Below are 24997 nucleotides of genomic sequence, written 5' to 3'. Positions count from 1 at the left end.
TAGCCGCAGCATCGTGTCGATGATGCAGGAAGACGGCGAGCAGATCGGGCGGTTCAAGGTGCGAGGCTTGATGCGGGAACTGGAGCTGGTCAGCAAACAACCTGGATGACATGCCTACAAACGAGCGACGGTTGAGCAGCCTGACATTCCGAATATCTTGAATCGAGAGTTTGATGTGCCGGCACCGAATCAGGTCTGGTGTGGCGACATCACCTACATCTGGGCTCAAGGGAGGTGGCATTACCTGGGTGTCGTTATGGATCTTTATGCGCGCCGAGTGGTGGGCTGGGCGCTGTCGAACAAGCCGGATGCGGATCTCTGGTCATCAAAGCGTTGGACATGGCTTATGAACAGCGTGGAAGGCCTCAAGGCCTTCTGTTTCACTCGGATCAGGGCTCGCAATATGGTAGCCGTCAGTTCCGCCAGCGGCTCTGGCGTTACCGCATGCGCCAAAGCATGAGCCGTCGTGGAAACTGCTGGGATAACGCGCCGATGGAGCGTGTGTTTCGCAGCTTGAAAACTGAATGGATACCGACCGTGGGCTACATGATTGCCACTACCTCAGCCACTACGACGCCACCCCCGAGCCTTCGCGTCGTTTCGCAGCGCCGATCAATCCCTGGTCAAGGATCCGCAGGTCAATCGGGGTTCCTACCACAAACAAGGCCCTGCCCACTTTCAACCGCCAGGCCTAGGCCTGACCACGACGCGCGCCGGGCATCCGCTGCCCGGTGCGCCGGAGGTAAGCATGAACGCGACCAAGCGTTACGAGAATTTCATTGTCTTCCTGGCGCCGCTGATCAACAGCGTGGGCGGTATCGCCATCGACCTGTACGCGCCGAGTATCCCCTCCATTGGCCGTGAACTGTCAGCCAGCCCGGCGCTGATGCAGAACACCATCACCATCACCCTCCTGTTCTATGCACTGGGGCAGCTGTTCTTCGGCATCATGGCCGATGCCCGTGGGCGGCGGCCGGCGGTGCAATTGGGGCTGCTGGTGTTCCTCGCGGGCAGCGTGCTGGCAACCGTGGCCACGTCCATCGAGATGCTCCTGCTCGCCCGCGCCCTGCAAGGCTTCGCCATCGGCGCCTGTCAGGTAGTTGCCCGTGCGCTGCTGGTGGACATCGTCAAAGGGCCGCGTTTCTACGTAGCGATCATCTACCTGAGCCTGGCCTTCGGCCTGGGGCCGGTGATCGCGCCGTACATTGGCGGGGTGATCGAAGTGCACCTTGGCTGGCGCTACAACTTCGTCCTGTACGCCGTATACGCCGTCATCGTGTTGGCCTTCGTGCTGGCAGGGCTCAAGGAGTCGTTGCCCGCAATGAACAGACGCAGCGCCTTGCAGACCTGTGCCGGCTACCGCCCGATCCTGGCGGACAGCCGCTTTCGGGCCTCGGTGGTTGTGCTCGGCTCGAGCTTCTCGGCGTTTCTGCTATGGAACGTGTTCGGCCCACACATCGTCCAGGAACGCCTGGGGCACAGCGCGCAATACTTCGGCACCACCGCGCTGGCTGTGGGTAGCTGCTACCTGGTCGGCACTCTGGTCAACCGTGCGCTGATCCGGCAGGTCAAGCCACGGCTGCTGATGTGGGCAGGAATGGCGGTGTTTCTGCTCGGCGTGGTGACCATCGCCACGCAGGCTAAGGACCTTCACCTGGTCTCGATCTTGGGTGGCATCATGCTGGTCGCGTTCGGTCAGGGCTTCATCTTCTCCAACGCCATGGCCAACTCGATGTCGCTGTTCCCCGACCGCGCCGGTGTTGCCGCCAGCCTGCAAGGCTGCCTGATGCTGGTATTCGGGTCATTGGCCTCGGCGCTGGTCAGCGCTTTGCCGCTGACCTCGAACCTGGCAATTGCCTGCGTGTTTCTGGTGCTTTGGTTGATCTCGTTGTCGGGCATGCTGAGCGTGCGCGTGCCGCGTCAAGCCTCGGTGGCCTGAAGCGTGCCGACCCCGGCGGTGCAGCGTATCTGTTGCCGGGGTCTGCAAGGCAGCGCTGAGCAGTATTCATCAACCAGCAGGATCGAGTAACTGCAACGCACCAAACGCTTGCCTGCGCCGAAGGGGGAAGCAGCGGACGCAAGCTCCCGCTCGCTGTTACCCTCGGCGAAGTCGACTCAAATCTGCATGGCCATGCCATCCACATTCATCGCTGCCTGGCGCAACGCCTCGGAGCGGGTGGGGTGGGGGTGGCAGGTGAGGGCGATATCTTCGGCCGAGGCCGAGAACTCCATGGCCACGCAGAATTCACCGATCATTTCGCTGACGCTCGGGCCCACCAGGTGCACACCCAGCACTTCGTCGGTTTTGGCATCGGCAAGCACCTTGGCGAAGCCTTCGGTCTCGTGGTTGATCTTGGCGCGGCTGTTGGCCGTGAAGGGGAATTTGCCCACTTTGTATTCACGCCCTTCGGCCTGCAGCTGCTCTTCGGTCTTGCCCACGCTGGCCAGCTCCGGCCGGGTATAGATCACGCCAGGGATGAGGTTGTAGTTGACCTCATGCGGTTTGCCGGCGATGCGCTCAATGCAGGCCACTGCTTCGTCTTCGGCCTTGTGCGCCAGCATCGGCCCGGAAGTGACGTCGCCGATTACCCAGAGCCCGGGCACTGAAGTGCGGTGGTGTTCGTTGCCAAGCATGCCGCGCTTGTCGGTTTCCAGGCCTGCGCTTTCCAGGTTCAGGCCTTTGGTATAGGGGCGGCGACCGATCGCCACCAATACATAATCGGCTTGCAGTGTTTCTGCCGCGCCACCCGCTGCAGGCTCCAAGGTCAAGGCCACGCCGTCGGCGCTGGCGGTGGCCTGGGTCACTTTGCTGCCCAGCTTGAACACCATACCTTGCTTGGCCAATGCCTTCTGCAGGGTCTTGGCGGTTTCGCTGTCGGTGCCAGGGCAGATGCGATCGAGGTATTCGATGACCGTGACCTGGCTACCCAGCCGGCGCCACACCGACCCCAGCTCGAGGCCGATCACCCCGGCACCGATGACGACCAGGTGCTTGGGCACCTGCGGCAACGACAGCGCGCCGGTCGAGTCGATGATGCGCTGGTTGTCGATGGTCAAGCCTGGCAGCGGCGTCGGCTCGGAACCGGTGGCGATGACGATGTCTTTGGCCTGCAGCGTGGTTTCGCTGCCGTCCTGCGCCTTCACGACCACTTTGCCGACGCCATCCAGGCGGCCCCAGCCCTTGACCCAGTCGACCTTGTTCTTGCGGAACAGGTACTCGATGCCTTTGGTCAGGCCGGCCACGCTCTCGTCCTTCTGCTTCATCATCTGGGCGAGATTCAGCGTAGGTTTGACTTCGATGCCGAGGTGGGCGAACGCCTCACCGCTGGCGGCTTCGTAGAGTTCGGAAGCATGCAGCAGTGCCTTGGACGGCATGCAGCCGACGTTCAGGCAAGTGCCGCCCAAGGTCGAGCGGCCCTCCACGCAGGCGACACTGAGCCCAAGTTGGCCAGCGCGAATGGCTGCGTTGTAGCCGCCAGGGCCACCGCCGATGATCACCACGTCATAGGATTTCATGGTTCAACTCCAGGGATGTAGAAACGCGACAGGGGCATTAGGTTAGGCTGAGCCTTTAGAATTGTATACAATTTGCTACGCATACCAGCGCAGCAGGGTCTAGACCATGGTCTGATCGGGAGGAAACATCCCATGGATGAACTACTCTGATTCGACGACGTTCGAAATTTCGGGCGTCGTGGCCAATTACGGATAGGAGGGTCGTTCATGCTTGCGCAACTTCCACCGGCACTGCAGAGCTTGCATCTGCCGCTGCGGCTGAAACTCTGGGACGGCAACCACTTCGATCTCGGGCCCAGCCCGCAGGTCACCATACTGGTCAGAGAACCCCAGTTGATCAGCCAGCTGACCCACCCGAGCATGGACCAGTTGGGCACGGCATTCGTCGAAGGCAAGTTGGAGCTTGAAGGCGATATCGGTGAGGCCATACGCGTTTGCGATGAGCTGAGTGAGGCACTGCTTACCGACGAAGACGACACGCCGCCCCAGCGCCTGGCGCATGACAAGACTACCGACGCCCAGGCCATTTCCTATCACTACGACGTTTCCAATGAGTTCTACCAGCTGTGGCTGGACCAGGACATGGTGTACTCGTGCGCTTATTTTCGCGAGCCGGACAACACCCTCGATCAGGCGCAGCAGGACAAGTTCGAGCACCTGTGCCGCAAGCTGCGGCTCGATGCGGGCGACTATCTGCTCGATGTGGGCTGTGGCTGGGGAGGGCTGGCGCGTTTCGCCGCCCGTGAGTATGGCGCCAAGGTATTCGGCATCACCCTCAGCAAAGAACAGTTGAAGCTCGGCCGCCAGCGGGTCAAGGCAGAGGGTCTGAGCGACAAGGTCGATTTACAGATTCTCGATTACCGCGACCTGCCGCAAGACGGCCGCTTCGACAAGGTTGTCAGCGTGGGCATGTTCGAGCATGTCGGCCATGCCAACCTGGCGTTGTATTGCCAGAAGCTGTTCGGTGCGGTGAGGGAAGGGGGGCTGGTGATGAACCACGGCATCACCGCCAAGCATGTGGATGGTCGGCCGGTGGGGCGAGGTGCAGGCGAGTTCATCGATCGCTACGTGTTCCCACATGGTGAGCTGCCCCACCTGTCGATGATCAGTGCCAGCATCTGCGAAGCAGGGCTGGAGGTGGTGGACGTGGAGAGCTTGCGCCTGCACTACGCCAAGACCCTGCACCACTGGAGCGAGAATCTGGAGAACCAGCTGCACAAGGCGGCGGCACTGGTCCCCGAGAAAACCCTGCGCATCTGGCGTTTGTACCTGGCCGGGTGTGCCTATGCGTTCCAGAAGGGCTGGATCAACCTGCACCAGATTCTGGCAGTGAAGCCCTATGCCGACGGGTATCACGACCTGCCCTGGACACGCGAGGATCTGTACCGCTGACACCTACCTCTGGCCGGCGGCACCGGTTACAGGATTGGGGATATCAAGCGTGCAATGCGCATCCCCAATTGCTGTAGCCGGTGGGTGTCGCGGCTGTCCTCAACGGTTATCTCTCGCGCCTGCTCGAAGTCTTCATTCAACATACGTTCCACCTGGTCGGCAAAGCCACGGTCGACCGTCAGCAGGGTGATCTCGAAGTTCAGGCGGAATGAACGGTTGTCCAGGTTGGCACTGCCGATTGCGCTGACCTCGTCATCTACCAGTACCACCTTCTGGTGCAGGAAACCCGGCTGGTAGCGGAACATGCGTACGCCTGCGCGTACCGCTTCGAAGGCAAACAGGCTGGAGGCGGCATAGACAACCCGGTGGTCGGGGCGTGCCGGGATCAATACGCGCACATCCACCCCTCGCAGTGCTGCCAGGCGCAATGCCGCGAACACCGCTTCGTCAGGGATGAAGTAGGGGGTGGTTATCCACACCCTGCGCGTGGCGGAGTGAATGGCTTCAAGGAAGAACAGTGCGCAGGTTTCCTGTGGGTCCGCCGGCCCACTGGCCAAGGCCTGGCAGAGCACGCCGTCGTCCGGGTAGGCATCTGGCAGAATCAGCGGCGGCAGCTGGCGCGAGGCCCAGTACCAGTCTTCGGCGAACGACTCTTGCAGGCAGGCCAGCACTGGCCCGCCGATCTGCACATGAGTATCGCGCCATGGTGAAAGCTGCGGGTCTTCACCCAGGTACTCGTCACCTACGTTATGCCCGCCGATGAAACCGACCAAGCCATCCACCACCACGATCTTGCGATGGTTGCGGAAGTTGACCTGAAAGCGGTTGAACCAACCACGCCGGGTGGCGAAAGCGTGAACCTGTACGCCGCCATCACGCAGCGCCTGGCTATAGCTGGCTGGCAAGGCATGGCTACCGACACGGTCGTACAGCACAAACACCTGAACCCCTTCAGCCGCCTTGCGCAGCAGCAGGTGCTGTAACGCCTTGCCGAGTTTGTCGTCATGGATGATGAAGAACTGCACCAGCACCACATCGCGGGCTTTTTCGATGGCCGCGAAAATGGCATCGAAGGTGGCCTTGCCATTGATCAGCAGCTTCACCTGGTTGTTCGCCAGGCAAGGCATGCGCCCCAGTTTGGGCATGGCGCGTAGCGCGGCGTAGCTTTCCGACTCGCGGGCGGTCAGGGCTTCTTCAACCCATGGTCGCCAGTTGAGGTTGGCCATTGCAACGTGCATTTCCTGGTTGGCTTGGCGCCGCGCCTTGATATACGCATTGAACGAACGGGCGCCGAACACCAAGTACGGTATAAGGGTGAAATAAGGAATGAAGAACAACGGCATCGCCCAGGCAATTGCGCCTTGGGCCGTGCGCACCGTGAACAACGCGTGCAGTGCGGCTACGATACCCAGTAGATGAATCAGGCCAATTACATAACCAAAGAAATAGGGGCTGTGGTAATCCATATGCATCCTGCTCACCGAGTACTGTTGGCTAACAGAACACGTTCCCGGTGCACCTTGCAACCTGCGGATGGTTTTGGCGTCTAAGGCTCAGCCCGGCCCGCTTGGCCGGCTTTTTTCAGGAGTGTTCACCCATGAAGATTCGTCTGCCACTGTTGGCCCTGGTCCTCGGTATGAGCAGCCCGCTGGTGCATGCCCAGATGCTGCAACCCGGTTTGTGGGAGCTGACCACCAGCAACATGCAGGTCGATGGCAAGCCGTTACCTGACATGGGGTTCATGCTGGGCCAGCTCAAGAACCTGCCGCCGGAGCAGCGCGCGATGATGGAAGGCGTGCTGGCCAAACAAGGGGTGACGGTGGCTGGTAATGGCGTGCGTTCCTGCCTGACCGCCGAACAGGTGGCGACCAACGACATCCCGCTGCAGGATCCCAAATCCGGTTGCACGCAGAAAATCACAGACCGTACCGGCAACGTGTGGAAGTTCGAGTTCAGTTGCCCGAAGGCACAGGGCAGTGGCCAGGCGACGTTCCTCAGTGATCGGGAATTCACCACCCAGGTCAGTGGCACCTTCAACGCGTCGGGTGTTCAGCAGCAAGGCAGCATGAACACCCGTGCGGTGTGGCTGGGCAGTGATTGCGGTACGGTCAAACCGCGCAGTTGAGGTCCCACTGCCACTGGCTGGTGGCAACAGCGTCGTGGGCATGCAGGCTTTCTGCATGTTCCACCCGCAGCCTGAAAGCAGCACTCCACTCCAATTGTCGCAGCGCCTGGTGCAGGCGCCGGGCAGCATCTTCACAGAACATCAGGTTCTGCCCGTTGGCTAAAGCGAAGGCCTGTTCGTCTGCACGCTTGACCGCAGTCTGTACCGCTGTGCCCAAGCTCATTTCGATGCAATCAATCAGCTCGGTAATCGGCAGATCACGCTGGCTGCTGCGCAGCCGTACCTGAATTTTCGCGCTACTGCGTTGGCTATGTGGGGTAGCGACGATGCCTTCGGCAGTGCCCAGCCAGTTCATTACCGCCGCGGTGTCGACCTGCGACCCGGGGAATTGCTGTTGGAACTGCTGTTGTATCAGTTGCCTGGCAAGCGCCGCCGAACATGGACAGGTGGACGAATAGGGCACGCTAACGGATAGTTCCACGTGGAACATTTCATTCTCGATGCGTGCATCGATGGTCACGGGATAGCTCTTCCAGCCTGCCAATGGGCTGATCAAGGCTGGTCTTTTAAGCAGGTGATCAAAGCCCAGGCGCAGATGAGCAGCGGAAGACAGCCCTTCGTGGCTGGTCAAAAAATCCGCCAAAAGCTGCCGAATTGCCAGCGGCGTAAGGGGCTGGTTTTCCAGGGCCTCCAATGCAAGGTAGAGCCGCGACATGTGGATGCCACGTGAATGGCCGTCTATCAAACTGACGCCTGCGTCGACGGTGGCAGCAGCGGGGCGCCCTTCGAACTGCACGGGCAGGGCTATGCCACACATGCCCACCCAGTTCAGTGGCAAGGCGAACGCATGAGTCTGTGAGGCGATATCGGGGAGCGTGTGCTGGTTCATTGGGGTTTCCACAGAAAAAGGTGTCAGCGGCAGCCGCCGATCATGCTGCAATGCAAATTGAAGCGTTGCCCGCTGGAACTGGACACCCGGTTCAACGTGGTCCAGCCTACGCGGCGGCTGTAACCCACCCAGGCTTCGCCATCACTGGCCAGGCCGGTGAAGAAGGTCAACGAACCGTAACGGCTGTTGGTTTGAGCCCATAGCCGCCGCGTGACCGAGTCGAAACCGCGCAGGTAAAGCTCATTGCCGTGCGTGCGTACGCTGTAGTAACTCCCTTTGCCGTCCTGGCACGAGAGCAGCGTGGCGCTGCGGGTACACAACGCCAGTGCAGTGCTCTGCGGCATGGCAACCAGTGAGGTGGGCATGGCGAACAACACCAATGCCATGGCGCGTGACAGTTTCATGTTTTGTCCCTGGTGAGCAGTCGTCCGTCGAGAACGACTTGGCGAAATTGTATTGTTACTTTATAACATTGTGCAATGCATCGTTTCGAATGCGCTCGCCTGAAGGGGTTTCGCCATGTCCAATCGTCTTCCCGTTACTGTGCTGTCCGGTTTTCTGGGTGCCGGCAAAAGCACGTTGCTCAACCATGTCTTGCGTAACCGTGACAACCTGCGGGTTGCCGTCATCGTCAACGACATGAGCGAAATCAACATCGATGCCAGCGAGGTGCAGCGCAACGTCAGCCTCAACCGCGCTGAAGAAAAGCTCGTAGAGATGAGCAACGGCTGCATCTGCTGCACCCTGCGTGAGGACCTGCTGGAAGAGGTAGCGCGGTTAGCCGCAGAAGGGCGCTTCGACTACCTGCTGATCGAGTCCACGGGTATTTCGGAGCCACTGCCGGTGGCAGAGACTTTCACCTTCCGCGACGAACAAGGCCGCAGCTTGTCCGACATGGCACGGCTGGACACCATGGTCACGGTGGTCGATGGCCTGAACTTCCTGCGCGATTACCAGGCTGCAGACAGCCTGGCCAGCCGTGGCGAAACATTGGGCGAGGACGATGAGCGCTCGATCAGCGACCTGCTGATCGAACAGGTGGAATTTGCCGATGTACTGCTGCTGAGCAAGATCGACCTGATCAGCCAGCATGAGCGCGAAGAGCTCGTGGCCATTTTGCGCAGCCTCAATGCGCGGGCAGAGATCGTGCCGATGGTCATGGGCCAGGTGCCACTGGAGCGCATTCTCGATACGGGCCTGTTCGACTTCGACCAGGCGGCGCAGGCGCCAGGCTGGTTGCAGGAGCTACGCGGCGAGCACGTACCGGAAACCGAAGAGTACGGGATTGCAGCCATGACCTGGCAAGCGCGGCGCCCGCTGCATCCACAACGGTTCTACGATTTTATCCACACGCACTGGACCAACGGCCGCTTGCTCCGTTCCAAAGGCTTTTTCTGGTTGGCCAGCAAGTACCAGGAAGCCGGTAGCTGGTCGCAAGCGGGCGGGATGATGCGCCATGGGCTGGCGGGGCGCTGGTGGCGCTTCGTACCGCGCGACCAGTGGCCTGAGGATGTGGATAACACCAGTGCAATCCTTAAACACTGGACCGCTGAAACCGGCGATTGCCGGCAGGTATTGGTGTTCATTGGGCAGAACATCGACTTTGCCAAGTTATCCACAGCCCTTGACGCGTGCCTGTTGACCGACCAGGAAATGCAGCTTGGGCATATGGGCTGGTTGCGGCTGCCCGATCCGTTCGGACCGTGGCATGCGGAGTCCGCAGCATGAGCCTGGCATTCGGGCCTGTGGATATCTTTCAGGTGTTTGGCGAAGCGCCGCAAATATTGGCTGAGGTCCTGCAGGATGGTGTCAACCTGGCCGTGTGGCGGCGGCGGCTGCCGGCGCAGTTGCAGGACTTTGCCGAACTGGTACTCAGCCTTGGCCAGCCTTTGACCGACCAACGGGTAATCGAGGTGCACGAGCAGCACGCGCCGGTCCTGCCGGACCTGCTGCGCGAAGCCGCTGACCTGCATGGCTATGAGTCATTTGTAGCCGATGTGACCTGGCTGGTCGCGGCCTACACCTGCCTGGTGGGTGCGCGCCGTGTGGGTTTACGCCTGCGCGTGCTGGATGGCCCCATGTGTCCGCGCTTCCATGTGGATAACGTACCATTGCGCTTGCTCACAACCTACGTGGGGCCGGGCAGTGAATGGTTGCCTGAGGCGATCAGCCACCGGCGGGAGTTACATACAGCACAGCCCCCTGTGGATAAAATTCAAACCCTGCAAGCCGGTGATGTCGCGCTGCTCAAGGGCGAGAACTGGCAAGGCAACGAAGGCGCAGGTCTGGTTCACCGCTCGCCTTCGGGCCAGCAGGGGCGTCTGCTGCTGAGCCTTGACTGGTTGGCCTGACGGCGCATAGTTAGGCTTTGCCACTGTTTGAACCAGGCCATGCTGCAGAACATTCCTACCCACGTGATTGCCGGCCCGCTCGGCGCCGGCAAAACCACCCTGATCCGCCATTTGCTGGCGCAGCGGCCGCCCAATGAGCGCTGGGCGGTGCTGATCAATGAATTCGGCCTGGTTGGCCTGGATGCGGCGTTGCTCAGCCGGGATGAAGACGGTGTTGCCATTGGTGAAGTGGCCGGTGGTTGTCTGTGCTGCGTGAACGGTATGCCGTTTCAGGTCGGGCTAGGGCGTCTATTGCGCAAATCACGCCCTGACCGTTTGTTCATCGAGCCTTCAGGTTTGGGTCACCCATTGCAATTGCAGGCACAGCTGCAGGCAGCGCCATGGGCTGGAGTGCTGACAATTCAGCCACTTGTCATGGTTTTGGATGCTCAAGCGGTGGTTCGCAACCAGCGGCTTTCCGATGCGCAACAGCAGGCGTTGAACGCCTGCGAATGTGTGATTCTGAATAAGTCAGAGGCTGTGGATGAATCAACTAAGTTGTTGATAAGTAATAAATTTATCGACAGGAGAGTGCTGTGGGCGGTGCAGGGTGAAGTAGCGTTTCGTGGCCTACCCCAGGCACCTTCACAGATTGTTGACAGCCCGATTTCCGCCGTCAGGATTGTCGACAATCTGGAAATAACCCCAGGTGCGGTCTGGGCCGACCCCACCCAGCCGGTCTGCCTGGCCCAGCAAGGTGAGGGGGGTTGGAGTATTGGCTGGCGCTGGCACCCCAGCCAGCAGTTTTATCCACAGCGGCTAAGCACGTTCTTGCAGAATTTGCCCTGGCGCCGCGCCAAGGGGGTTATCCACAGCCCGGAGGGGTGGCAGGCTTTCAACGGGCTGGATGGGGGCTTGCCCGCCTGGCAGCCCAGCGAGTGGTGCCGGGACAGCCGCATCGAGCTGATTTTCGATCAGCCACAGTCGCAACCGCCGCTGCAGGCCGGCTTGCGCGAGTGCCGCATCAGCTGATCAGTTTCGCCAGCGGTTGTGTTCCTGGCGCCATTGCTGCATCTCGATAACGTTGTCGGTGCGCGGCGGGGTCTTGATCTCGAACGGGTAGGGTGCCAGTTCTATCTGCACGCTGTGCGCACCGAACTGTGTCACGCTACCGGGGTGGCGCTGCTCGCCAGTGACGGTGAACTCGAAGGCATAGATGCGGGCCAGGCGCTTGCGGCCATTGGCATCGCGCACAAAGCCGATGCGCTTGAGCGCCACGGCGTCGTCAAGCAACTCGAGGTCCAGTTTGGCGCAATGCTGTTTGACCCGTTCCAGGGCTTTCTCGCGCAACCCATGGTTGTGCCACAACCAGGCGCCTGCCGTGGCTACCAGCATCAGGACGAAGAGGTTCTCCAGGGTCAACATTTGCTTATGCTCCAAACAGGTAGATCCAGCTTAACTGCGTCCCTGGCCTGTCGTACAGGTGACAATCGAGTTCATACTGCGTCGCGCACCATTCTTTGAAACAGCTTTGGAAAACACCCGCATGAAACGTACTCCGCACCTGCTCGCCATTCAGTCCCATGTGGTGTTCGGCCACGCCGGCAACAGCGCCGCGGTGTTCCCCATGCAGCGGATCGGGGTCAACGTGTGGCCGCTCAATACCGTGCAGTTCTCCAACCACACACAGTATGGCCAGTGGGCGGGCGATGTGCTTGCTCCAGCGCAAATTCCTGCGTTGGTCGAAGGTATTTCCAACATCGGTGAACTGGGGCACTGCGATGCGGTGCTTTCCGGGTACCTGGGCAGTGCCGAACAAGGGCGGGCGATCTTGGCCGGGGTACAGCGGATCAAAGCGGTGAACCCCAAGGCGTTGTACCTCTGTGACCCGGTCATGGGGCACGCCGAGAAGGGTTGCATCGTACCGCCAGAGGTCAGCCAGTTCCTGCTCGACGAAGCGGTGGCCAAGGCCGACATCCTGTGCCCCAACCAGCTGGAGCTGGACAGCTTCTGTGGGCGCCGCGCGCAGTCGCTGGAGGATTGCGTGCACATGGCGCGCAGCTTGCTGCAGCGCGGGCCGCAGGTGGTCGTGGTCAAGCACCTGGCCTACCCCGGGCGGTGCGAGGACCAGTTCGAAATGCTGCTGGTGACGGCCCAGCACTGCTGGCACCTGCGGCGCCCGCTGCTGGCGTTTCCGCGTCAGCCAGTGGGGGTCGGCGACCTGACTTCCGGGCTGTTCCTGGCCAGGGTATTGCTGGGCGACAGCTGGGTGCAGGCATTCGAGTTCACTGCCGCCGCGGTGCATGAAGTGCTGTTGGAAACCCAGGCCTGCGCCAGCTACGAGCTGCAGCTGGTACGGGCCCAGGATCGCATCGCCCACCCGCGTGTGCGCTTCGAAGCGCAGTTGCTGGCTTTTTAAATAGCGTCGGTTTTCAGGTCCTGGTAGCGCTTTTCCAGTTCCTGGCGGATCTGGCGGCGCTGCTGCCCCTGCAGGAAGCGGCGCTTTTCTTCGCTGCTTTGCGGCTGACGCGGCGGTACCGGCACAGGGCGGCGATTGTCGTCCACCGCTACCATGGTGAAGAAGCAGCTGTTGGAGTGGCGCACCGAGCGCTCGCGAATGTTCTCGGTCACCACTTTGATGCCCACTTCCATCGAGGTATTGCCGGTGTAGTTGACGGACGCCAGGAACGTCACCAGCTCGCCCACGTGTACTGGCTCGCGGAAGATCACCTGGTCCACCGACAATGTCACCACATAGCTGCCTGCATAACGGCTGGCGCATGCATAGGCCACTTCGTCGAGGTATTTGAGCAGGGTGCCGCCATGTACGTTGCCAGAAAAGTTGGCCATGTCCGGGGTCATCAGGACGGTCATGCTCAGCTGGGCGTTTCCAGGTTCCATAAGGTGCTCACGGTTAGGTTGCGCTGAATCGGGCGAATGGAGGGGGTGATCTGCTGACACGGTTTTTCCCTCTTGTGAATTTGCCTCGTTGCTACGGGACGTTGCCGGGGGCGTAGCGGTCACGCTGATCATGCCATCAGCGGCGCTTTTCCAGCCGATCTGTTTCTGCATATTGCGCCGGCTTTTTGCAGCCGATCGCGATGTTAACCTGAGTACGCCCATGCACCATGGGCGTTCCTGCATTCAATACAGTATGTACTTGCTGCTCGCTCAGGTTTGCCCCGGCAGAGGAGCGGTTTGCCCAGGCATTCATAAAAGACGAGAAAAGGAGTATCACGCCATGCATGCCATCAGCTTCATCCAGGACCTGGCAGTCATCATGCTGGTCGCTGGCGTGGTCACCATCCTGTTTCACCGCCTCAAACAGCCGGTCGTGCTTGGTTATATTGTCGCCGGCTTCATCATCGGCCCGCACACCCCGCCATTCGGCCTTATCCACGACGAAGACACCATCAAGACCCTCGCCGAGCTGGGGGTGATCTTCCTGATGTTCTGCCTGGGGCTCGAGTTCAGCCTGCGCAAGTTGTTCAAGGTGGGCGCCACGGCGTTCATCGCGGCGTTCCTCGAAATTGTGCTGATGATCTGGATCGGCTTCGAGATCGGCCGCTGGTTTGGCTGGAACACCATGGACTCGCTGTTCCTGGGTGCCATCCTGGCCATTTCCTCGACCACCATCATCGTCAAGGCGCTCAACGACCTGAAGATGAAGAACGAGCGCTTTGCCCAGCTGATCTTTGGCGTGCTCATCGTCGAGGACATTCTTGGCATTGGCATCATTGCCCTGCTCTCAGGTATCGCCGTCAGCGGCACGGTCAGCTCGGGGGAGGTATTCTCCACTGTCGGCAAGCTGTCGTTGTTCATGATCGTTGCCTTGGTCATCGGTATCCTGTTGGTGCCGCGGCTGCTGGCCTACGTGGCCCGGTTCGAAAGCAACGAGATGTTGCTGATTACCGTGCTGGGGCTGTGCTTCGGCTTCTGCCTGCTGGTCGTCAAGCTCGAATACAGCATGGTCCTGGGCGCCTTCCTGATTGGCGCGATCATGGCCGAGTCACGCCAGTTGCTGAAGATCGAGCGCCTGATCGAACCCGTACGCGACCTGTTCAGCGCCATTTTCTTCGTCGCCATCGGCTTGATGATCGACCCGCAGGTGCTGGTCGAATACGCTTGGCCGATTGTGGTCATTACCCTGGCGGTGGTATTGGGCAAGATGGTGTCCTGCGGCATGGGCGCGTTCATTGCCGGTAACGATGGGCGTACCTCGCTGCGCGTGGGCATGGGGCTTTCGCAGATTGGCGAATTCTCCTTCATCATTGCCGCGCTGGGCATGACCCTGCAGGTAACCAGCGACTTCCTGTACCCCGTGGCGGTCGCCGTATCGGCTATCACCACCCTGCTTACGCCCTACCTGATCCGCGCAGCCGACCCGCTTTCGCAAAAACTGGGCAATGTCGTGCCCGGGCGCCTGGCGCGGGTGCTGTCGTTGTATGGCGAGTGGTTGCGCAACATTCAACCGCAGGGCGAGGGTGCCATGCTCGCGGCAATGATCCGGCGCATCCTCCTGCAGGTTGGGGTGAACCTGGCGCTGGTGATCGCGATCTTCTTCAGCGGCGGCTATTTTGCCGGGCGCATCGGTAACTGGCTCAGCGAATGGGTCAGCGACATCAGCCAGCAGAAGGCGATGATCTGGGGCGCGGCGTTATTGCTGTCGCTGCCGTTCCTGATCGCGGCCTACCGCAAGCTCAAGGCGCTGTCGATGCTGCTGGCCGAGATGGGCGTGAAGCCGGAAATGGCCGGGCGGCATACCCAGCGGGTGCGGCGGGTGATTGCCGAAGTGATTCCGCTGTTGTCGTTACTGGTGATTTTCCTGCTGCTGTCGGCATTGTCAGCGAGCATCTTGCCGACCAACGAATTGCTGTTGGTGATTGCCGTGGTCGCTGCGGTGGTGGTGGCCTTGCTGTGGCGCTGGCTCATTCGCGTGCACACGCGCATGCAGATCGCCTTGCTGGAAACGCTGGAGAACAGCCGCGAGAACTCGCACTGAGTGCCACCCGGCCGCAGCGACAGCGGCGCCTACCGGTTCACCACACGCTTGGCCGTTGTGGGTACCTGTAGGCGCCGCTGCACCGGAATTGGTGGGGAAGATCAGCTTTCCAGCCACACATCCCGTGCCCAGTGCCATACCGATTCCCAGCTGTCCTCACCGACCAGCTCTTCCTCGGCATCCCACAGCACCACGGTGCCATCTTCCTCTACGCAGTAGTAGTTGGCGCCGTCCTGGCACAACGGGATCAGCTCACGCGGTACGCCCGCATCCCAGGCGTTGGCTGCCACCTCGGGCAGGTAGGTGTGCGACTGTGGATCGGTACAAGTTACAGGCTCCAGTGAGCCGTACACCACATCGCTCACAGTCAGCAAAAACTCTTTGAACACGTATGGAATGTTGATGAACAGCTGCTCTTCTATCTCTACCAGCTGGTCCTCATCGGGAAGCTCCAAAGGTACCGGCACCGGCTCGTTGGCTTCACGGAGTTGTTCGATCACTTCTTCCACGGTTCACTTCCTCTGACCTAGATGACAACTTTGCGCGTTATACCCTAGTAGGCCACTCTGACAAAAGCAAAAACCCCGGGGGCAAGCCCGGGGTTCTTGGTACGGCGCGCAGCGGTTAGCTGTTTTGACGGATACCGGCTACCAGCCAAGGCTGGTTCTCACCTAGGGCACGCACCATGTGCCAGCTTTCGCTGAACAGTTCGCCCTGGTCGAGGCGCGAGTTTTTCGACACGCCGCGGAAGGTCAGGGTGGCGTCGGTGCGGTCTGGGCGGTCATCGACGCCGTCCAGTTGCACTTCGAGGTTATCGATGTAGGTGGACTGGAAGCCATCACCCAACTCGGCGCGCTCACGCTTGAGGAACTCAAGCATCTGCGGCGTGACGAACTCGGCGATCTTGTCCATCTCGTTGGCATCCCAGTGCTGCTGCAGCGACTGGAAGTGGTTGCGAGCGGCAGCCAGGAAGCTCTGTTCGTTGAACCAGGCAGGTGCGTTGATCACCGGGGCGGCGGCAGGCGCGGCCGAACCACCGAACACCGACGGCTGTGCAGGCTGGCCGTGGGCTTCACGCTGCATCGGCGCGTGGCCTGGCATGGCCATTTGCGGTTGCTGCTGGCGACGACGCGCGGCAATGAAGCGGAACACCAGGAAGGCGATGAGCGCCACGATCAGGAAGTCCATGATCTGGAAGCCCTCGAAACCGTCGCCCATGAACATGGACGCCAGCAGGCCGCCGGCGGCCAGGCCAGCGAGTGGGCCCAACCAGCGCGAAGCACCGCTGGCGGCCGGGGCGGCACGACCAGGTGCGGTCGGCGCGGCGGCTGGCGCGGTTGGTGTGGCCTGGCGGGTCTGGTGAATAGGCGCGGAGCCCGAGCTCTTGCCGCCGCCGAAACGCTTGGCGTTGGCGTCCAGGCTCAGCGTCAGGCCGACGCAAAGCGCCAGTGCGATGCTAAGAAAACGTTGCATAATTGGGATATCCCCTGTTGTGGATTGCACGCGCGTCATGGTGCACAGGTTCCCGGGCACATGACCAGCGACATAATGTTTCCAGCTTTTGCCTGAATGTTACAACGCCGGCACCACCGCCCTTGAGCGCGCCCCCAAAAAGGCAGCCGCTGCAAGGAACGGTACTGGCACAGGCGTCAGATCGCCTCGAGTTTGGCATACCCCAGCATCAGCCATTTGCTGCCTTCGGCAAAATTCACCTGCACCCGTGCCTGGGCGCCGGAGCCCTCGAAGTTGAGGATCACACCTTCGCCAAACACCGCGTGCTGCACCCGCTGGCCGAGGTTGAAGGCGGTTTGCGGGATGTTGGCATTGTCGAACAGGTGGCTGTTGGTGGCTGTCTTGGGGGCGCCGAACGGGCGGCTGACGCTGTTGGAAAGGCGTACTTCCTGAACCAGCCCCGGTGGAATTTCGCGAACGAAGCGCGACACCTTGTTGTAGGTTTCGCTGCCATACAGGCGGCGTGTCTCGGCATATGTCATGACCAGTTGGCGCATCGCACGGGTGATGCCGACATAGGCCAGGCGGCGTTCCTCTTCCAGGCGGCCAGGTTCCTCAAGGCTCATCTTGTGCGGGAACAGCCCTTCTTCCATGCCGACCAGGAATACGTAGGGGAACTCCAGGCCCTTGGCGCTGTGCAAGGTCATCAGTTGGATGCTGTCCTCATGTTCGTCCGCCTGGCTGTCGCCGGCTTCCAGCGAAGCATGGCCGAGGAAAGCCGAGAGCGGAGAGAGGTCGGCATCTTCTTCGGTGGATTCGAAGTTGCGCGCTGCGCTGACCAGTTCCTCAAGGTTTTCTACCCGTGCCTGGCCCTTTTCACCCTTTTCTTCCTGGTGATAGGTAATCAGCCCGGACTGCTCGATGGTGGTCTGGGTCATGGTATGCAGCGGCATGTCCGCAACCTTGGCAGCCAGCCCTTCGATCAGTTCGATGAAGGCCCCCAATGCGCTGGCGGCGCGGCCTTTCAACGCCTTGGCGGCGATCAGCTGGCACATGGCCCCCCACATGGAAAGCTGGCTGTGGCGGGCGTGCTCGCGGATGGCTTCGACGGTTTTTTCGCCAATGCCGCGTGGGGGTACGTTGATTACCCGCTCCAGTGCGGCATCGTTGCCACGCCCTTCGATCAAGCGCAGGTAGGCCATGGCGTTCTTGATTTCGGCGCGCTCGAAGAAGCGTTGGCCGCCATAGATGCGGTACGGCACGCGTTCGCGCAGCAAGGCTTCTTCCAGCACCCGTGACTGGGCGTTGGAGCGGTACAGGATGGCGATGTCGTTGCGCGCGTTACCCTGCTTGATCAGGCCTTCGATGGTTTCCACCACGTAGCGTGCTTCGTCGTGCTCGTTGTAGGCCGCGTACAGGGTCAGGGGTTCGCCTTCACCCAGGTCGGTCCACAGCTCTTTGCCCAAGCGCCCGCTGTTGTTGGCAATCAGCGCGTTGGCAGCCTTGAGGATGCCGCCGGTGGAGCGGTAGTTCTGCTCCAGGCGGATCATTTCGGCGTCGGGGAAGTCGGCGGTGTACTGGTGGATGTTCTCGATCTTGGCGCCGCGCCAGCCGTAGATCGACTGGTCGTCATCGCCCACCGCCATCAGGCTGGCGCCACCGCGTGCCAACAGGCGCAGCCAGGCGTACTGCACGGCGTTGGTGTCCTGGAACTCGTCGACCAGCACGTGCTGGAAGCGCCGCTGGTAATGCTCCAGCAGGCCGGGGTGGTCACGCCACAGGTCCAGTGCGCGCAACAGCAGCTCGGAAAAGTCGATCACCCCGGCGCGTTCGCAGGCCTGCTCGTAGGCGGTATACACCTCGCGCATGGTGGCCAGGAACAGATCGCCACCGGCCTGGATATGTTGCGGGCGCAGCCCCTCGTCCTTCTGGCCGTTGATGAACCACTGGGCCTGGCGGGCCGGCCACTTCTGTTCATCCAGGCCCAGCTCGCGCATCACCCGCTTGATGAGGCGCTGTTGGTCGTCGCTGTCGAGGATCTGGAAGTTCTGCACCAGCCGCGCTTCCTGCCAGTGTGCCCGCAGCAGGCGATGGGCCAGGCCGTGGAAGGTGCCGACCCACATGCCAGCTGGGTTGATGCCCAGCAATTGCTCGATCCGCTGGCGCATTTCCGCGGCGGCCTTGTTGGTGAACGTCACCGACAGGATCGAGTGCGGCGAGGCCTGCTCTACCTGGATCAGCCAGGCGATACGGTGCACCAGCACGCGGGTTTTACCGGAACCGGCGCCGGCAAGCACCAGTTGACGCCCAAGCGCGGCCGCTACGGCCTGGCGTTGGGCATCGTTGAGGGAGTTCAGCAGGAGGGAGAGGTCGTCTGTGTGCATCCGGCCATTCTAGGGCGCGGCAGGGAAGGGGTAAATGGTACTGTATAAATACTCACCTGCCCAAGCGCCGAACGGTGCATGCGCAAGGCCGCCGCGCCGGGCGTGCAAGCCGACGTGGCGGTTGTCAGCGAAATCAAGCAGTGATCAGGATTTCGTCGATCTCGGCAAGCAGCGCGCCTTCGTGGAAAATTTCCACGCTGGCGATGGCTTCAGCGCCGGTTGGCATCTCGAAATGCACCTCCTTGTCACACAACACCTGGATGAAGCTGCCGCCTTCCGATTTCAATTCCAGGTCCAGGGCCAGGGTACCCGGTTGCCCGTCGCGCTTGACCAGCACGGGGTCGACGCCAGGGTTGGCGACGGTGACGGAACCTGCAACCCGCACCCGCGCCCCTGGGGGCATCCTGTCATGTTGGGCTTTCCAGTTCTTGCTGTTGATCATGTCTGCAGCTCCATTAGTACGAAGGGCGAAATGCGCCTTCCGACCAGAGCCTGCAACAAGCCCCAGCCCAGCCACAGCATGAAACTTTTCAGCTATGCCAGACCCTGCCATGGCGTGCCAGCAGGCTGGTAGCCTGCTCTGGCCCGTTGCTGCCAGCCGCATACGGGCGTGGGGCCTGGAAGTGTTCTTCACAGCCCTTGATCACGGGGTCGATCCAGGCCCAGGCGGCTTCTACTTCATCACGGCGCATGAACAGCGTGGAGTCGCCCTCCAGCACATCCAGTAACAGGCGCTCGTAAGCCTCCCAGCGGCGGGTCTGGCTGAAAACCTGGGCCAGGTTCAGGTCGAGGTCGACCGGCTCAAGGCGCATGCCCTTACCTGGGCTTTTGGTCATCATGCGCAGGCTGATGCGTTCCTCTGGTTGCAACTGGATCAGCAGCTGGTTCACCTGGCCACCGTTGAACAGCTCATGGGGCACCGGCTTGAACTGAATGACGATTTGCGACGAGCGCCGTGCCATGCGCTTGCCCGTGCGCAGGTAAAACGGCACCCCAGCCCAGCGCCAGTTGTCGATGTGTGCCTCGATGGCGATGAACGTTTCGGTGTCGCTGTCATTGTCGACGTCTTTTTCGAAGTAATAGGCCGGCACTTCCTGGCCGCCGATGCGCCCCGGGCCGTATTGGCCACGGACCGTCTTGTCCTGCACGTCCTGGCCAGTGATCGGCTTGAGCGCGCGCAGTATCTTCACTTTTTCATCGCGTACCGCTTCGGCCTCGAACTGCGCAGGTGGCTCCATGGCCACCAGGCACAGCAACTGCAGCAAATGGTTTTGCAGCATGTCGCGGATCGCGCCGGCCTTGTCGTAATAGCCGCCCCGGTTCTCTACACCCAGGGTTTCGCACACGCTGATCTGCACGTGATCGACCTGGTTGTTGCGCCACACCGGCTCCAGTAGGGCGTTGGCAAAGCGCAGCGCCATCAGGTTTTGCACGGTTTCCTTGCCCAGGTAGTGGTCGATACGAAATACCTGGAATTCTTCGAACACCGCGCCAATCGCTTCGTTGATGGCGGTGGCCGACTCCAGCGAGTGGCCGATCGGCTTCTCCAGCACGATGCGTGCTTCGCCGTCGGCCAGGCCGGCGGTGTGCAGGTGGTTGGCAATGGGGACGAACAGCTTGGGTGCGGTGGCCAGGTAGAAGATGCGCGTGAGCCCGCCGGGTTCACCCAGGTAGCGCGCCAGGCGGCCGAAATCGGCGCTCTGTGACGCGTCCATGGGGAAGTAGTCGAGGCGTGCGGAAAAACGCTGCCACACTTCTTCGTCAAAGTCGGTACGGGCAACCTGTGCCCGGCAGTGGCGCTCGGCGAGCTTCAGGTAGTCATTGCGTGGCAGGTTGCGGCGGGCCAGTGCGATGACGCGTACTGCAGGGTTGAGGCGGGCCTCGCGGAACAGGTGGTAGAGCGCCGGAAGCAGTTTGTGCAGGGCCAGATCGCCGGTGCCGCCGAATACCAGAATGTCGCAAGGAATAGTCAAACCGCCACTCTCCACGTTCGTTTAACTGGGCGGGTTGGCGTCCATGTAGTATAACTACAAGAAAGCTACAACCCGGCCAGCCGATCATAACCGAGTCCAGCCCGTGAATCTGTTGCAACATATCGCCCAATCGCGCCACCTGCTGCGCAAATCGGAACTGAAAGTGGCCGACCACGTGCTGCTCGACCCGGCTGCCGTCATGCACAGCTCCATGGCCGACCTGGCGCACAGCGTAGGTATCAGCGAACCCACCATCGTGCGTTTCTGCAGGGCCATCGGTTGCACGGGCTTTCAGGACCTCAAGCTGAAGCTGGCGCAGAGCCTGGCCGCCGGGGCCAGCTTCGGCCAGTTCGCCATCCACGAAGACGACTCGGTCGCCGACTACAGCCTGAAAATCTTCGACACCACCCTGCACACCCTGATGGAGGTGCGCGAGCACCTCGACCCGCTGGCGCTGCAGCAGGCGGTGAGCGCCATGGCGCAGGCTCAGCGTGTGGAGTTCTACGGCTTTGGTGCCTCGGGAGCTGTAGCGGCAGATGCTCAGCACAAGTTCTTTCGCCTGCTGCTGAGCGCGGCGGCGTATTCCGACCCGCACATGCAGGCCATGTCGGCGGTGACCTTGAAGCCGGGCGATGTGGCCGTGTGTATCTCCCAGTCCGGCCGCTCCAAGGACCTGTTGATCACCGCCAACCTGGTACGCGAGAGCGGGGCCAACCTGATTACCCTGTGCCCCAGCCAGACACCGCTGGCCGAGTTGTCGACGGTCAACCTGGCGATCGACGTGCATGAAGACACCGAAATCTATACCCCGTTGACCTCGCGCATTGCCCACCTGGTGGTGATCGACGTACTGGCCATGGGTGTGGCCATGGCGCGTGGGCCGAGCCTGGTCAACCACCTGAAAAGCGTGAAACGCAGTTTGCGCAGCCTGCGTTTGTCGCCCAAGTCGATCAAGGCTACAGACGACTGAATTCAGTCTGTGCCGGCCCCTTCGCGGGCTTGCCCGGTCCCACAGGTACTGTGCAATTGGCACAATGCCTGTGGGAGCGGGCAAGCCCGCGAAGGGGCCGGCACCGGCAAAGCAGATTTCACTGTTTTGTCACCATTTCACCGCTAAACCGTAAACCTGCCAGGCCAGTCTGAAGCTCCCGCATCCTATCTGGGAGACAGGCAATGGCTCGTGACTTCGACGGTACGTATCAACCCAGCGCCAAGGCTCGCAAGCAGCAGGAAAAGGATCAGCGTCGCATGGAATACCGGCGGGCGATCGAGAGCTATTGCGACCAGCGTCAATTGCTCCGCGAGCTGGCGGACTACCCAGACCTGCAGGCGCTCACGGTGTGGCACGCGTCTGCGTCAGCCTCCCCGAAAAACGTTCAACAAGCCCGCTGATCAGCGCACGTTCGCCGCGGATGAACGCCAGAAACGCCAAGGCCACCGGCGACTGGCGCTTGGCCTTGGCCTGCACCACGCACCAGCTGCGGTACAGGGGCAGCTCTTCCACCGGCAGTTCGGTCAGCACGCCGGTGGCCAGTTCCAGGTTCACCGCGTGGCGGGTCAGCAACGCCACCCCGAGACCTGCGATCACGCATTCGCGTTGGGCATCGGCCGACGCCACTTCCAGGGTCTGGGTGAAATGCACACGCTTGTCCTTGAAGTACTCCTCGCACGCCTTGCGCGTCCCTGAGCCTTGCTCGCGGACCAGCAGGGTATGAGGTTCCAGATCCTGCAGGCGCAGCTGCTCCAGCTTGCACAGCGGATGCTGTGGCGGCGCCACGGCCACGATCGGGTTGTTGAGGAAAGGCAGAAACTCCAGGCCCATGTCCTGGGGCACCATGGACATGATGATCAGGTCATCGCGGTTGTCGGAAAGCCGCCGAATGGCCTGGGCACGGTTGACCACCGTCAAGGTCAGGTTGACCTCCGGGTGACGTTGCTTGAAGGCCGCGAACAAGTGCGGAACGAAGTACTTGGCACTCGACTCGACCGCCAGCTTCAACTGACCTTGCAATGAGCCCTGCATGTCCGACAGCTGCATATCCAGGCTCTCCAGCCGGCCGAAGATATCCCGGCTGGCACGCTGCAGGGCCTCGGCTGCTTCGGTCAGGTAGAGCTTCTTGCCAACGTACTCGAACAGTGGCTGGCCTATCAGCTCTTCGAGCTGCCGGATCTGTAGACTAACGGCGGGTTGTGTGAGCGCCATTTCTTCCGCAGCGCGGCTGTACGAACGCAAATCACACACTTCGTTGAAGATCTGCAATTGTCGTAAAGTCATACGCATCAAGGACTTACGCATAGTTGTCGGCTCATCGGCAATACCTTGTTACCCAACTATAAGCTTTTGCTAATACAGCCCCTAACAAATATTGATTTTTGTTTATCAACCTACAGCGCTAGGGTGAATACGCGACTGGCCAGCAACGTCTGGTCACGCGCCGACCGGTAGAACCGGCTCGACAGTTCCTACGGCTTTGGGAAGACTCCAGTGATAAAAAAAATCCTGATCGCCAACCGAGGTGAAATCGCAGTTCGGATCGTGCGTGCATGCGCCGAGATGGGCATTCGCTCGGTTGCGATCTATTCCGACGCCGACCGCCACGCCCTGCACGTCAAGCGTGCCGACGAGGCGCACAGCATTGGTGCCGAGCCGCTGGCCGGGTACCTGAACCCGCGCAAACTGGTGAACCTGGCGGTGGAAACCGGTTGCGATGCCCTGCACCCGGGCTATGGCTTCCTGTCGGAAAATGCCGAGCTGGCAGAAATTTGCGCCGAACGCGGGATCAAGTTCATTGGCCCGGCCGCCGACGTGATTCGCCGCATGGGCGACAAGACCGAAGCACGCCGTACCATGATCGCCGCCGGTGTGCCGGTGACCCCGGGCACCGAAGGTAACGTTGCCGATATCCACGAAGCCCTGAGCGAAGGTGACCGCATCGGTTACCCGGTCATGCTCAAGGCCACTTCGGGTGGCGGTGGCCGTGGTATCCGCCGTTGCAACAGCCGTGAAGAACTGGAGCAGAACTTCCCGCGGGTCATTTCCGAAGCAACCAAGGCATTTGGCTCGGCCGAAGTCTTCCTGGAAAAGTGCATCGTCAACCCCAAGCACATCGAGGCGCAGATTCTCGGTGACAGCTTCGGCAATGTGGTGCACCTGTTCGAGCGCGACTGCTCGATCCAGCGCCGCAACCAGAAGCTCATCGAAATCGCCCCAAGCCCACAGCTCACCCCTGAGCAGCGCGCCTATATTGGCGACCTGGCGGTGCGTGCAGCCAAGGCAGTGGACTACGAAAACGCCGGCACCGTGGAGTTCCTGCTCGCCGATGGCGAGGTGTACTTCATGGAAATGAACACCCGGGTGCAGGTGGAGCACACCATCACCGAGGAAATCACCGGCATCGACATCGTCCGTGAACAGATCCGTATTGCTTCAGGCTTGCCGTTGTCGGTGAAGCAGGAAGACATCCACCACCGCGGCTACGCGTTGCAGTTCCGTATCAACGCCGAAGACCCGAAAAACAACTTCCTGCCCAGCTTCGGCAAGATCACCCGGTACTACGCCCCTGGCGGCCCGGGCGTGCGCACCGACACGGCGATTTATACCGGCTACACCATTCCACCGTTCTACGACTCCATGTGCCTGAAACTGGTGGTCTGGGCGCTGACCTGGGAAGAAGCCATGGACCGCGGCCTGCGGGCCCTGGATGACATGCGTGTACAAGGGGTGAAGACCACCGCTGCGTACTACCAGGAAATTTTGCGTAACCCGGAATTCCGTAGCGGCCAGTTCAACACCAGCTTCGTCGAAAGCCACCCTGAACTGACCAACTACTCGATCAAGCGCAAACCCGAAGAGCTGGCCTTGGCCATCGCCGCTGCCATCGCCGCCCACGCAGGCCTATGAATGCAGCAGCAAGCTGTAAGCGGCAAGCTGCAA

Annotated in this window: 24 protein-coding genes and 1 pseudogene; 12 read left to right on the top strand and 13 right to left on the bottom strand. The window is 61.0% G+C overall.

All coding sequences use genetic code 11. From position 1 onward, the window contains the following. Both G1E_RS27450 and G1E_RS09295 read left to right on the top strand, forming a co-directional pair. Positions 1–549, top strand: a pseudogene (locus G1E_RS27450) (IS3 family transposase); the annotation flags it as partial. A gap of 199 nt (positions 550–748) precedes the next feature. Further along, positions 749–1939 carry a multidrug effflux MFS transporter gene (locus G1E_RS09295; RefSeq protein WP_009683548.1) on the top strand — a complete coding sequence of 397 codons (1191 nt, stop codon included), beginning with the start codon at positions 749–751 and terminating at the stop codon, positions 1937–1939. A gap of 176 nt (positions 1940–2115) precedes the next feature. On the opposite strand, the gene lpdA is transcribed toward G1E_RS09295, so the two are convergent. Further along, the gene (gene lpdA / locus G1E_RS09290; RefSeq protein WP_009683547.1) at positions 2116–3516 is read right to left on the bottom strand and encodes a dihydrolipoyl dehydrogenase; all 1401 of its coding nucleotides are present in this window, start codon (positions 3514–3516) and stop codon (positions 2116–2118) included. Positions 3517–3723: 207 nt separating this feature from the next. On the opposite strand from lpdA, the gene cfaB reads away from it, so the two are divergent. After that, positions 3724–4908, top strand: a complete 1185-nt coding sequence (gene cfaB / locus G1E_RS09285) for a C17 cyclopropane fatty acid synthase CfaB (RefSeq protein ID WP_009683546.1) — start codon at positions 3724–3726, stop codon at positions 4906–4908. A 26-nt stretch (positions 4909–4934) separates the two neighbouring features. Here the strand turns inward: cfaB and cls are convergent, their stop codons facing one another. Further along, positions 4935–6374: a cardiolipin synthase gene (gene cls, locus G1E_RS09280; protein WP_009683545.1), complete on the bottom strand. Its 1440-nt coding sequence runs from the start codon at positions 6372–6374 to the stop codon at positions 4935–4937. A gap of 131 nt (positions 6375–6505) precedes the next feature. Between cls and G1E_RS09275 the strand changes: the two genes are divergently transcribed. Further along, a complete protein-coding gene (locus G1E_RS09275; RefSeq protein ID WP_009683544.1) occupies positions 6506–7033 on the top strand; it encodes a DUF3617 domain-containing protein in 528 nt (175 codons plus the stop codon). Here the strand turns inward: G1E_RS09275 and folE2 are convergent. Further along, a complete protein-coding gene (gene folE2, locus G1E_RS09270) occupies positions 7017–7922 on the bottom strand; it encodes a GTP cyclohydrolase FolE2 (protein ID WP_009683543.1) in 906 nt (301 codons plus the stop codon). The genes G1E_RS09275 and folE2 overlap by 17 nt on opposite strands. A gap of 23 nt (positions 7923–7945) precedes the next feature. Continuing rightward, positions 7946–8326, bottom strand: coding sequence for a hypothetical protein (locus G1E_RS09265; RefSeq protein ID WP_009683542.1), 381 nt, complete (start codon positions 8324–8326; stop codon positions 7946–7948). Positions 8327–8441: 115 nt separating this feature from the next. On the opposite strand from G1E_RS09265, the gene zigA reads away from it, so the two are divergent. Genes zigA through G1E_RS09250 form a run of 3 tightly spaced genes read left to right on the top strand, consistent with a single transcriptional unit; the run spans position 8442 to position 11284 of the window. Continuing rightward, on the top strand, positions 8442–9650 hold the full coding sequence (gene zigA, locus G1E_RS09260) for a zinc metallochaperone GTPase ZigA (RefSeq protein WP_009683541.1): 1209 nt from the start codon (positions 8442–8444) through the stop codon (positions 9648–9650). Next, on the top strand, positions 9647–10273 hold the full coding sequence (locus G1E_RS09255) for a DUF1826 domain-containing protein (protein WP_009683540.1): 627 nt from the start codon (positions 9647–9649) through the stop codon (positions 10271–10273). The genes zigA and G1E_RS09255 overlap by 4 nt, the downstream gene beginning before the upstream one ends. 39 nt (positions 10274–10312) lie before the next feature. Then, positions 10313–11284: a GTP-binding protein gene (locus tag G1E_RS09250; protein WP_009683539.1), complete on the top strand. Its 972-nt coding sequence runs from the start codon at positions 10313–10315 to the stop codon at positions 11282–11284. Here the strand turns inward: G1E_RS09250 and G1E_RS09245 are convergent, their stop codons facing one another. Beyond that, entirely contained in the window at positions 11285–11677 is a 393-nt protein-coding gene (locus tag G1E_RS09245; protein WP_009683538.1) for a DUF3301 domain-containing protein, read from the bottom strand. 121 nt (positions 11678–11798) lie between these two features. Here G1E_RS09245 and pdxY point away from each other — a divergent pair, with 121 nt between their 5' ends. Further along, the gene (gene pdxY, locus G1E_RS09240) at positions 11799–12671 is read left to right on the top strand and encodes a pyridoxal kinase PdxY (RefSeq protein ID WP_009683537.1); all 873 of its coding nucleotides are present in this window, start codon (positions 11799–11801) and stop codon (positions 12669–12671) included. On the opposite strand, the gene G1E_RS09235 is transcribed toward pdxY, so the two are convergent. Further along, positions 12668–13153 carry an acyl-CoA thioesterase gene (locus G1E_RS09235; RefSeq protein WP_009683536.1) on the bottom strand — a complete coding sequence of 162 codons (486 nt, stop codon included), beginning with the start codon at positions 13151–13153 and terminating at the stop codon, positions 12668–12670. The two genes, pdxY and G1E_RS09235, sit on opposite strands and share 4 nt — an antisense overlap. Positions 13154–13289: 136 nt before the next feature. Next, positions 13290–13499 (bottom strand): hypothetical protein, encoded by a 210-nt coding sequence (locus G1E_RS28270; protein WP_125854445.1) that lies wholly within the window; start codon positions 13497–13499, stop codon positions 13290–13292. Here G1E_RS28270 and G1E_RS09230 point away from each other — a divergent pair. Continuing rightward, entirely contained in the window at positions 13494–15254 is a 1761-nt protein-coding gene (locus G1E_RS09230; RefSeq protein ID WP_009683534.1) for a cation:proton antiporter, read from the top strand. The two genes, G1E_RS28270 and G1E_RS09230, sit on opposite strands and share 6 nt — an antisense overlap. A gap of 101 nt (positions 15255–15355) precedes the next feature. Here G1E_RS09230 and G1E_RS09225 read toward each other — a convergent pair whose 3' ends face one another. The 5 genes from G1E_RS09225 to zwf form a co-directional block, all read right to left on the bottom strand. Continuing rightward, positions 15356–15763 carry an SMI1/KNR4 family protein gene (locus tag G1E_RS09225; protein ID WP_009683533.1) on the bottom strand — a complete coding sequence of 136 codons (408 nt, stop codon included), beginning with the start codon at positions 15761–15763 and terminating at the stop codon, positions 15356–15358. Between the two features lie 115 nt (positions 15764–15878). Continuing rightward, a complete protein-coding gene (locus G1E_RS09220; RefSeq protein ID WP_009683532.1) occupies positions 15879–16727 on the bottom strand; it encodes a Tim44 domain-containing protein in 849 nt (282 codons plus the stop codon). 176 nt (positions 16728–16903) lie between these two features. Beyond that, a complete protein-coding gene (uvrD, locus tag G1E_RS09215) occupies positions 16904–19090 on the bottom strand; it encodes a DNA helicase II (RefSeq protein ID WP_009683531.1) in 2187 nt (728 codons plus the stop codon). Between the two features lie 133 nt (positions 19091–19223). Further along, complete coding sequence (locus G1E_RS09210; RefSeq protein WP_009683530.1) at positions 19224–19532, bottom strand: hypothetical protein; 309 nt, start codon at positions 19530–19532, stop codon at positions 19224–19226. A gap of 88 nt (positions 19533–19620) precedes the next feature. Next, entirely contained in the window at positions 19621–21063 is a 1443-nt protein-coding gene (gene zwf / locus G1E_RS09205; RefSeq protein WP_029886452.1) for a glucose-6-phosphate dehydrogenase, read from the bottom strand. A gap of 103 nt (positions 21064–21166) precedes the next feature. Here zwf and hexR point away from each other — a divergent pair, with 103 nt between their 5' ends. Both hexR and G1E_RS29355 read left to right on the top strand, forming a co-directional pair. Next, positions 21167–22033, top strand: coding sequence for a transcriptional regulator HexR (gene hexR / locus G1E_RS09200; RefSeq protein ID WP_009683527.1), 867 nt, complete (start codon positions 21167–21169; stop codon positions 22031–22033). A gap of 203 nt (positions 22034–22236) precedes the next feature. After that, on the top strand, positions 22237–22455 hold the full coding sequence (locus G1E_RS29355; RefSeq protein WP_082437917.1) for a PA3496 family putative envelope integrity protein: 219 nt from the start codon (positions 22237–22239) through the stop codon (positions 22453–22455). Here the strand turns inward: G1E_RS29355 and G1E_RS09195 are convergent. Beyond that, positions 22397–23344, bottom strand: coding sequence for a LysR family transcriptional regulator (locus G1E_RS09195; RefSeq protein ID WP_165944129.1), 948 nt, complete (start codon positions 23342–23344; stop codon positions 22397–22399). The two genes, G1E_RS29355 and G1E_RS09195, sit on opposite strands and share 59 nt — an antisense overlap. Positions 23345–23548: 204 nt before the next feature. Between G1E_RS09195 and G1E_RS09190 the strand changes: the two genes are divergently transcribed. Beyond that, positions 23549–24964, top strand: coding sequence for an acetyl-CoA carboxylase biotin carboxylase subunit (locus G1E_RS09190; RefSeq protein WP_009684483.1), 1416 nt, complete (start codon positions 23549–23551; stop codon positions 24962–24964). Positions 24965–24997: the final 33 nt, after the last annotated feature.

Source organism: Pseudomonas sp. TJI-51, assembly GCF_000190455.2.
GTDB lineage: Bacteria > Pseudomonadota > Gammaproteobacteria > Pseudomonadales > Pseudomonadaceae > Aquipseudomonas > Aquipseudomonas juntendi.
This window is presented reverse-complemented; position numbering and strand designations above follow the sequence as displayed.

Bases quoted from the DNA above. Each gene is read 5' to 3' on its own strand.
- G1E_RS28270 (WP_125854445.1), bottom strand. From the start codon at position 13,499: ATGCATGGCGTGATACTCCTTTTCTCGTCTTTTATGAATGCCTGGGCA.
- G1E_RS09210 (WP_009683530.1), bottom strand. From the start codon at position 19,532: ATGATCAACAGCAAGAACTGGAAAGCCCAACATGACAGGATGCCCCCA.
- G1E_RS09250 (WP_009683539.1), top strand. From the start codon at position 10,313: ATGCTGCAGAACATTCCTACCCACGTGATTGCCGGCCCGCTCGGCGCC.
- uvrD (WP_009683531.1), bottom strand. From the start codon at position 19,090: ATGCACACAGACGACCTCTCCCTCCTGCTGAACTCCCTCAACGATGCC.
- G1E_RS09275 (WP_009683544.1), top strand. From the start codon at position 6,506: ATGAAGATTCGTCTGCCACTGTTGGCCCTGGTCCTCGGTATGAGCAGC.
- G1E_RS09195 (WP_165944129.1), bottom strand. From the start codon at position 23,344: ATGCGTATGACTTTACGACAATTGCAGATCTTCAACGAAGTGTGTGAT.
- folE2 (WP_009683543.1), bottom strand. From the start codon at position 7,922: ATGAACCAGCACACGCTCCCCGATATCGCCTCACAGACTCATGCGTTC.
- G1E_RS09230 (WP_009683534.1), top strand. From the start codon at position 13,494: ATGCATGCCATCAGCTTCATCCAGGACCTGGCAGTCATCATGCTGGTC.
- cfaB (WP_009683546.1), top strand. From the start codon at position 3,724: ATGCTTGCGCAACTTCCACCGGCACTGCAGAGCTTGCATCTGCCGCTG.
- zigA (WP_009683541.1), top strand. From the start codon at position 8,442: ATGTCCAATCGTCTTCCCGTTACTGTGCTGTCCGGTTTTCTGGGTGCC.
- G1E_RS09255 (WP_009683540.1), top strand. From the start codon at position 9,647: ATGAGCCTGGCATTCGGGCCTGTGGATATCTTTCAGGTGTTTGGCGAA.
- lpdA (WP_009683547.1), bottom strand. From the start codon at position 3,516: ATGAAATCCTATGACGTGGTGATCATCGGCGGTGGCCCTGGCGGCTAC.
- G1E_RS09265 (WP_009683542.1), bottom strand. From the start codon at position 8,326: ATGAAACTGTCACGCGCCATGGCATTGGTGTTGTTCGCCATGCCCACC.
- cls (WP_009683545.1), bottom strand. From the start codon at position 6,374: ATGGATTACCACAGCCCCTATTTCTTTGGTTATGTAATTGGCCTGATT.
- G1E_RS09235 (WP_009683536.1), bottom strand. From the start codon at position 13,153: ATGGAACCTGGAAACGCCCAGCTGAGCATGACCGTCCTGATGACCCCG.
- pdxY (WP_009683537.1), top strand. From the start codon at position 11,799: ATGAAACGTACTCCGCACCTGCTCGCCATTCAGTCCCATGTGGTGTTC.
- G1E_RS09220 (WP_009683532.1), bottom strand. From the start codon at position 16,727: ATGCAACGTTTTCTTAGCATCGCACTGGCGCTTTGCGTCGGCCTGACG.
- G1E_RS29355 (WP_082437917.1), top strand. From the start codon at position 22,237: ATGGCTCGTGACTTCGACGGTACGTATCAACCCAGCGCCAAGGCTCGC.
- G1E_RS09245 (WP_009683538.1), bottom strand. From the start codon at position 11,677: ATGTTGACCCTGGAGAACCTCTTCGTCCTGATGCTGGTAGCCACGGCA.
- G1E_RS09295 (WP_009683548.1), top strand. From the start codon at position 749: ATGAACGCGACCAAGCGTTACGAGAATTTCATTGTCTTCCTGGCGCCG.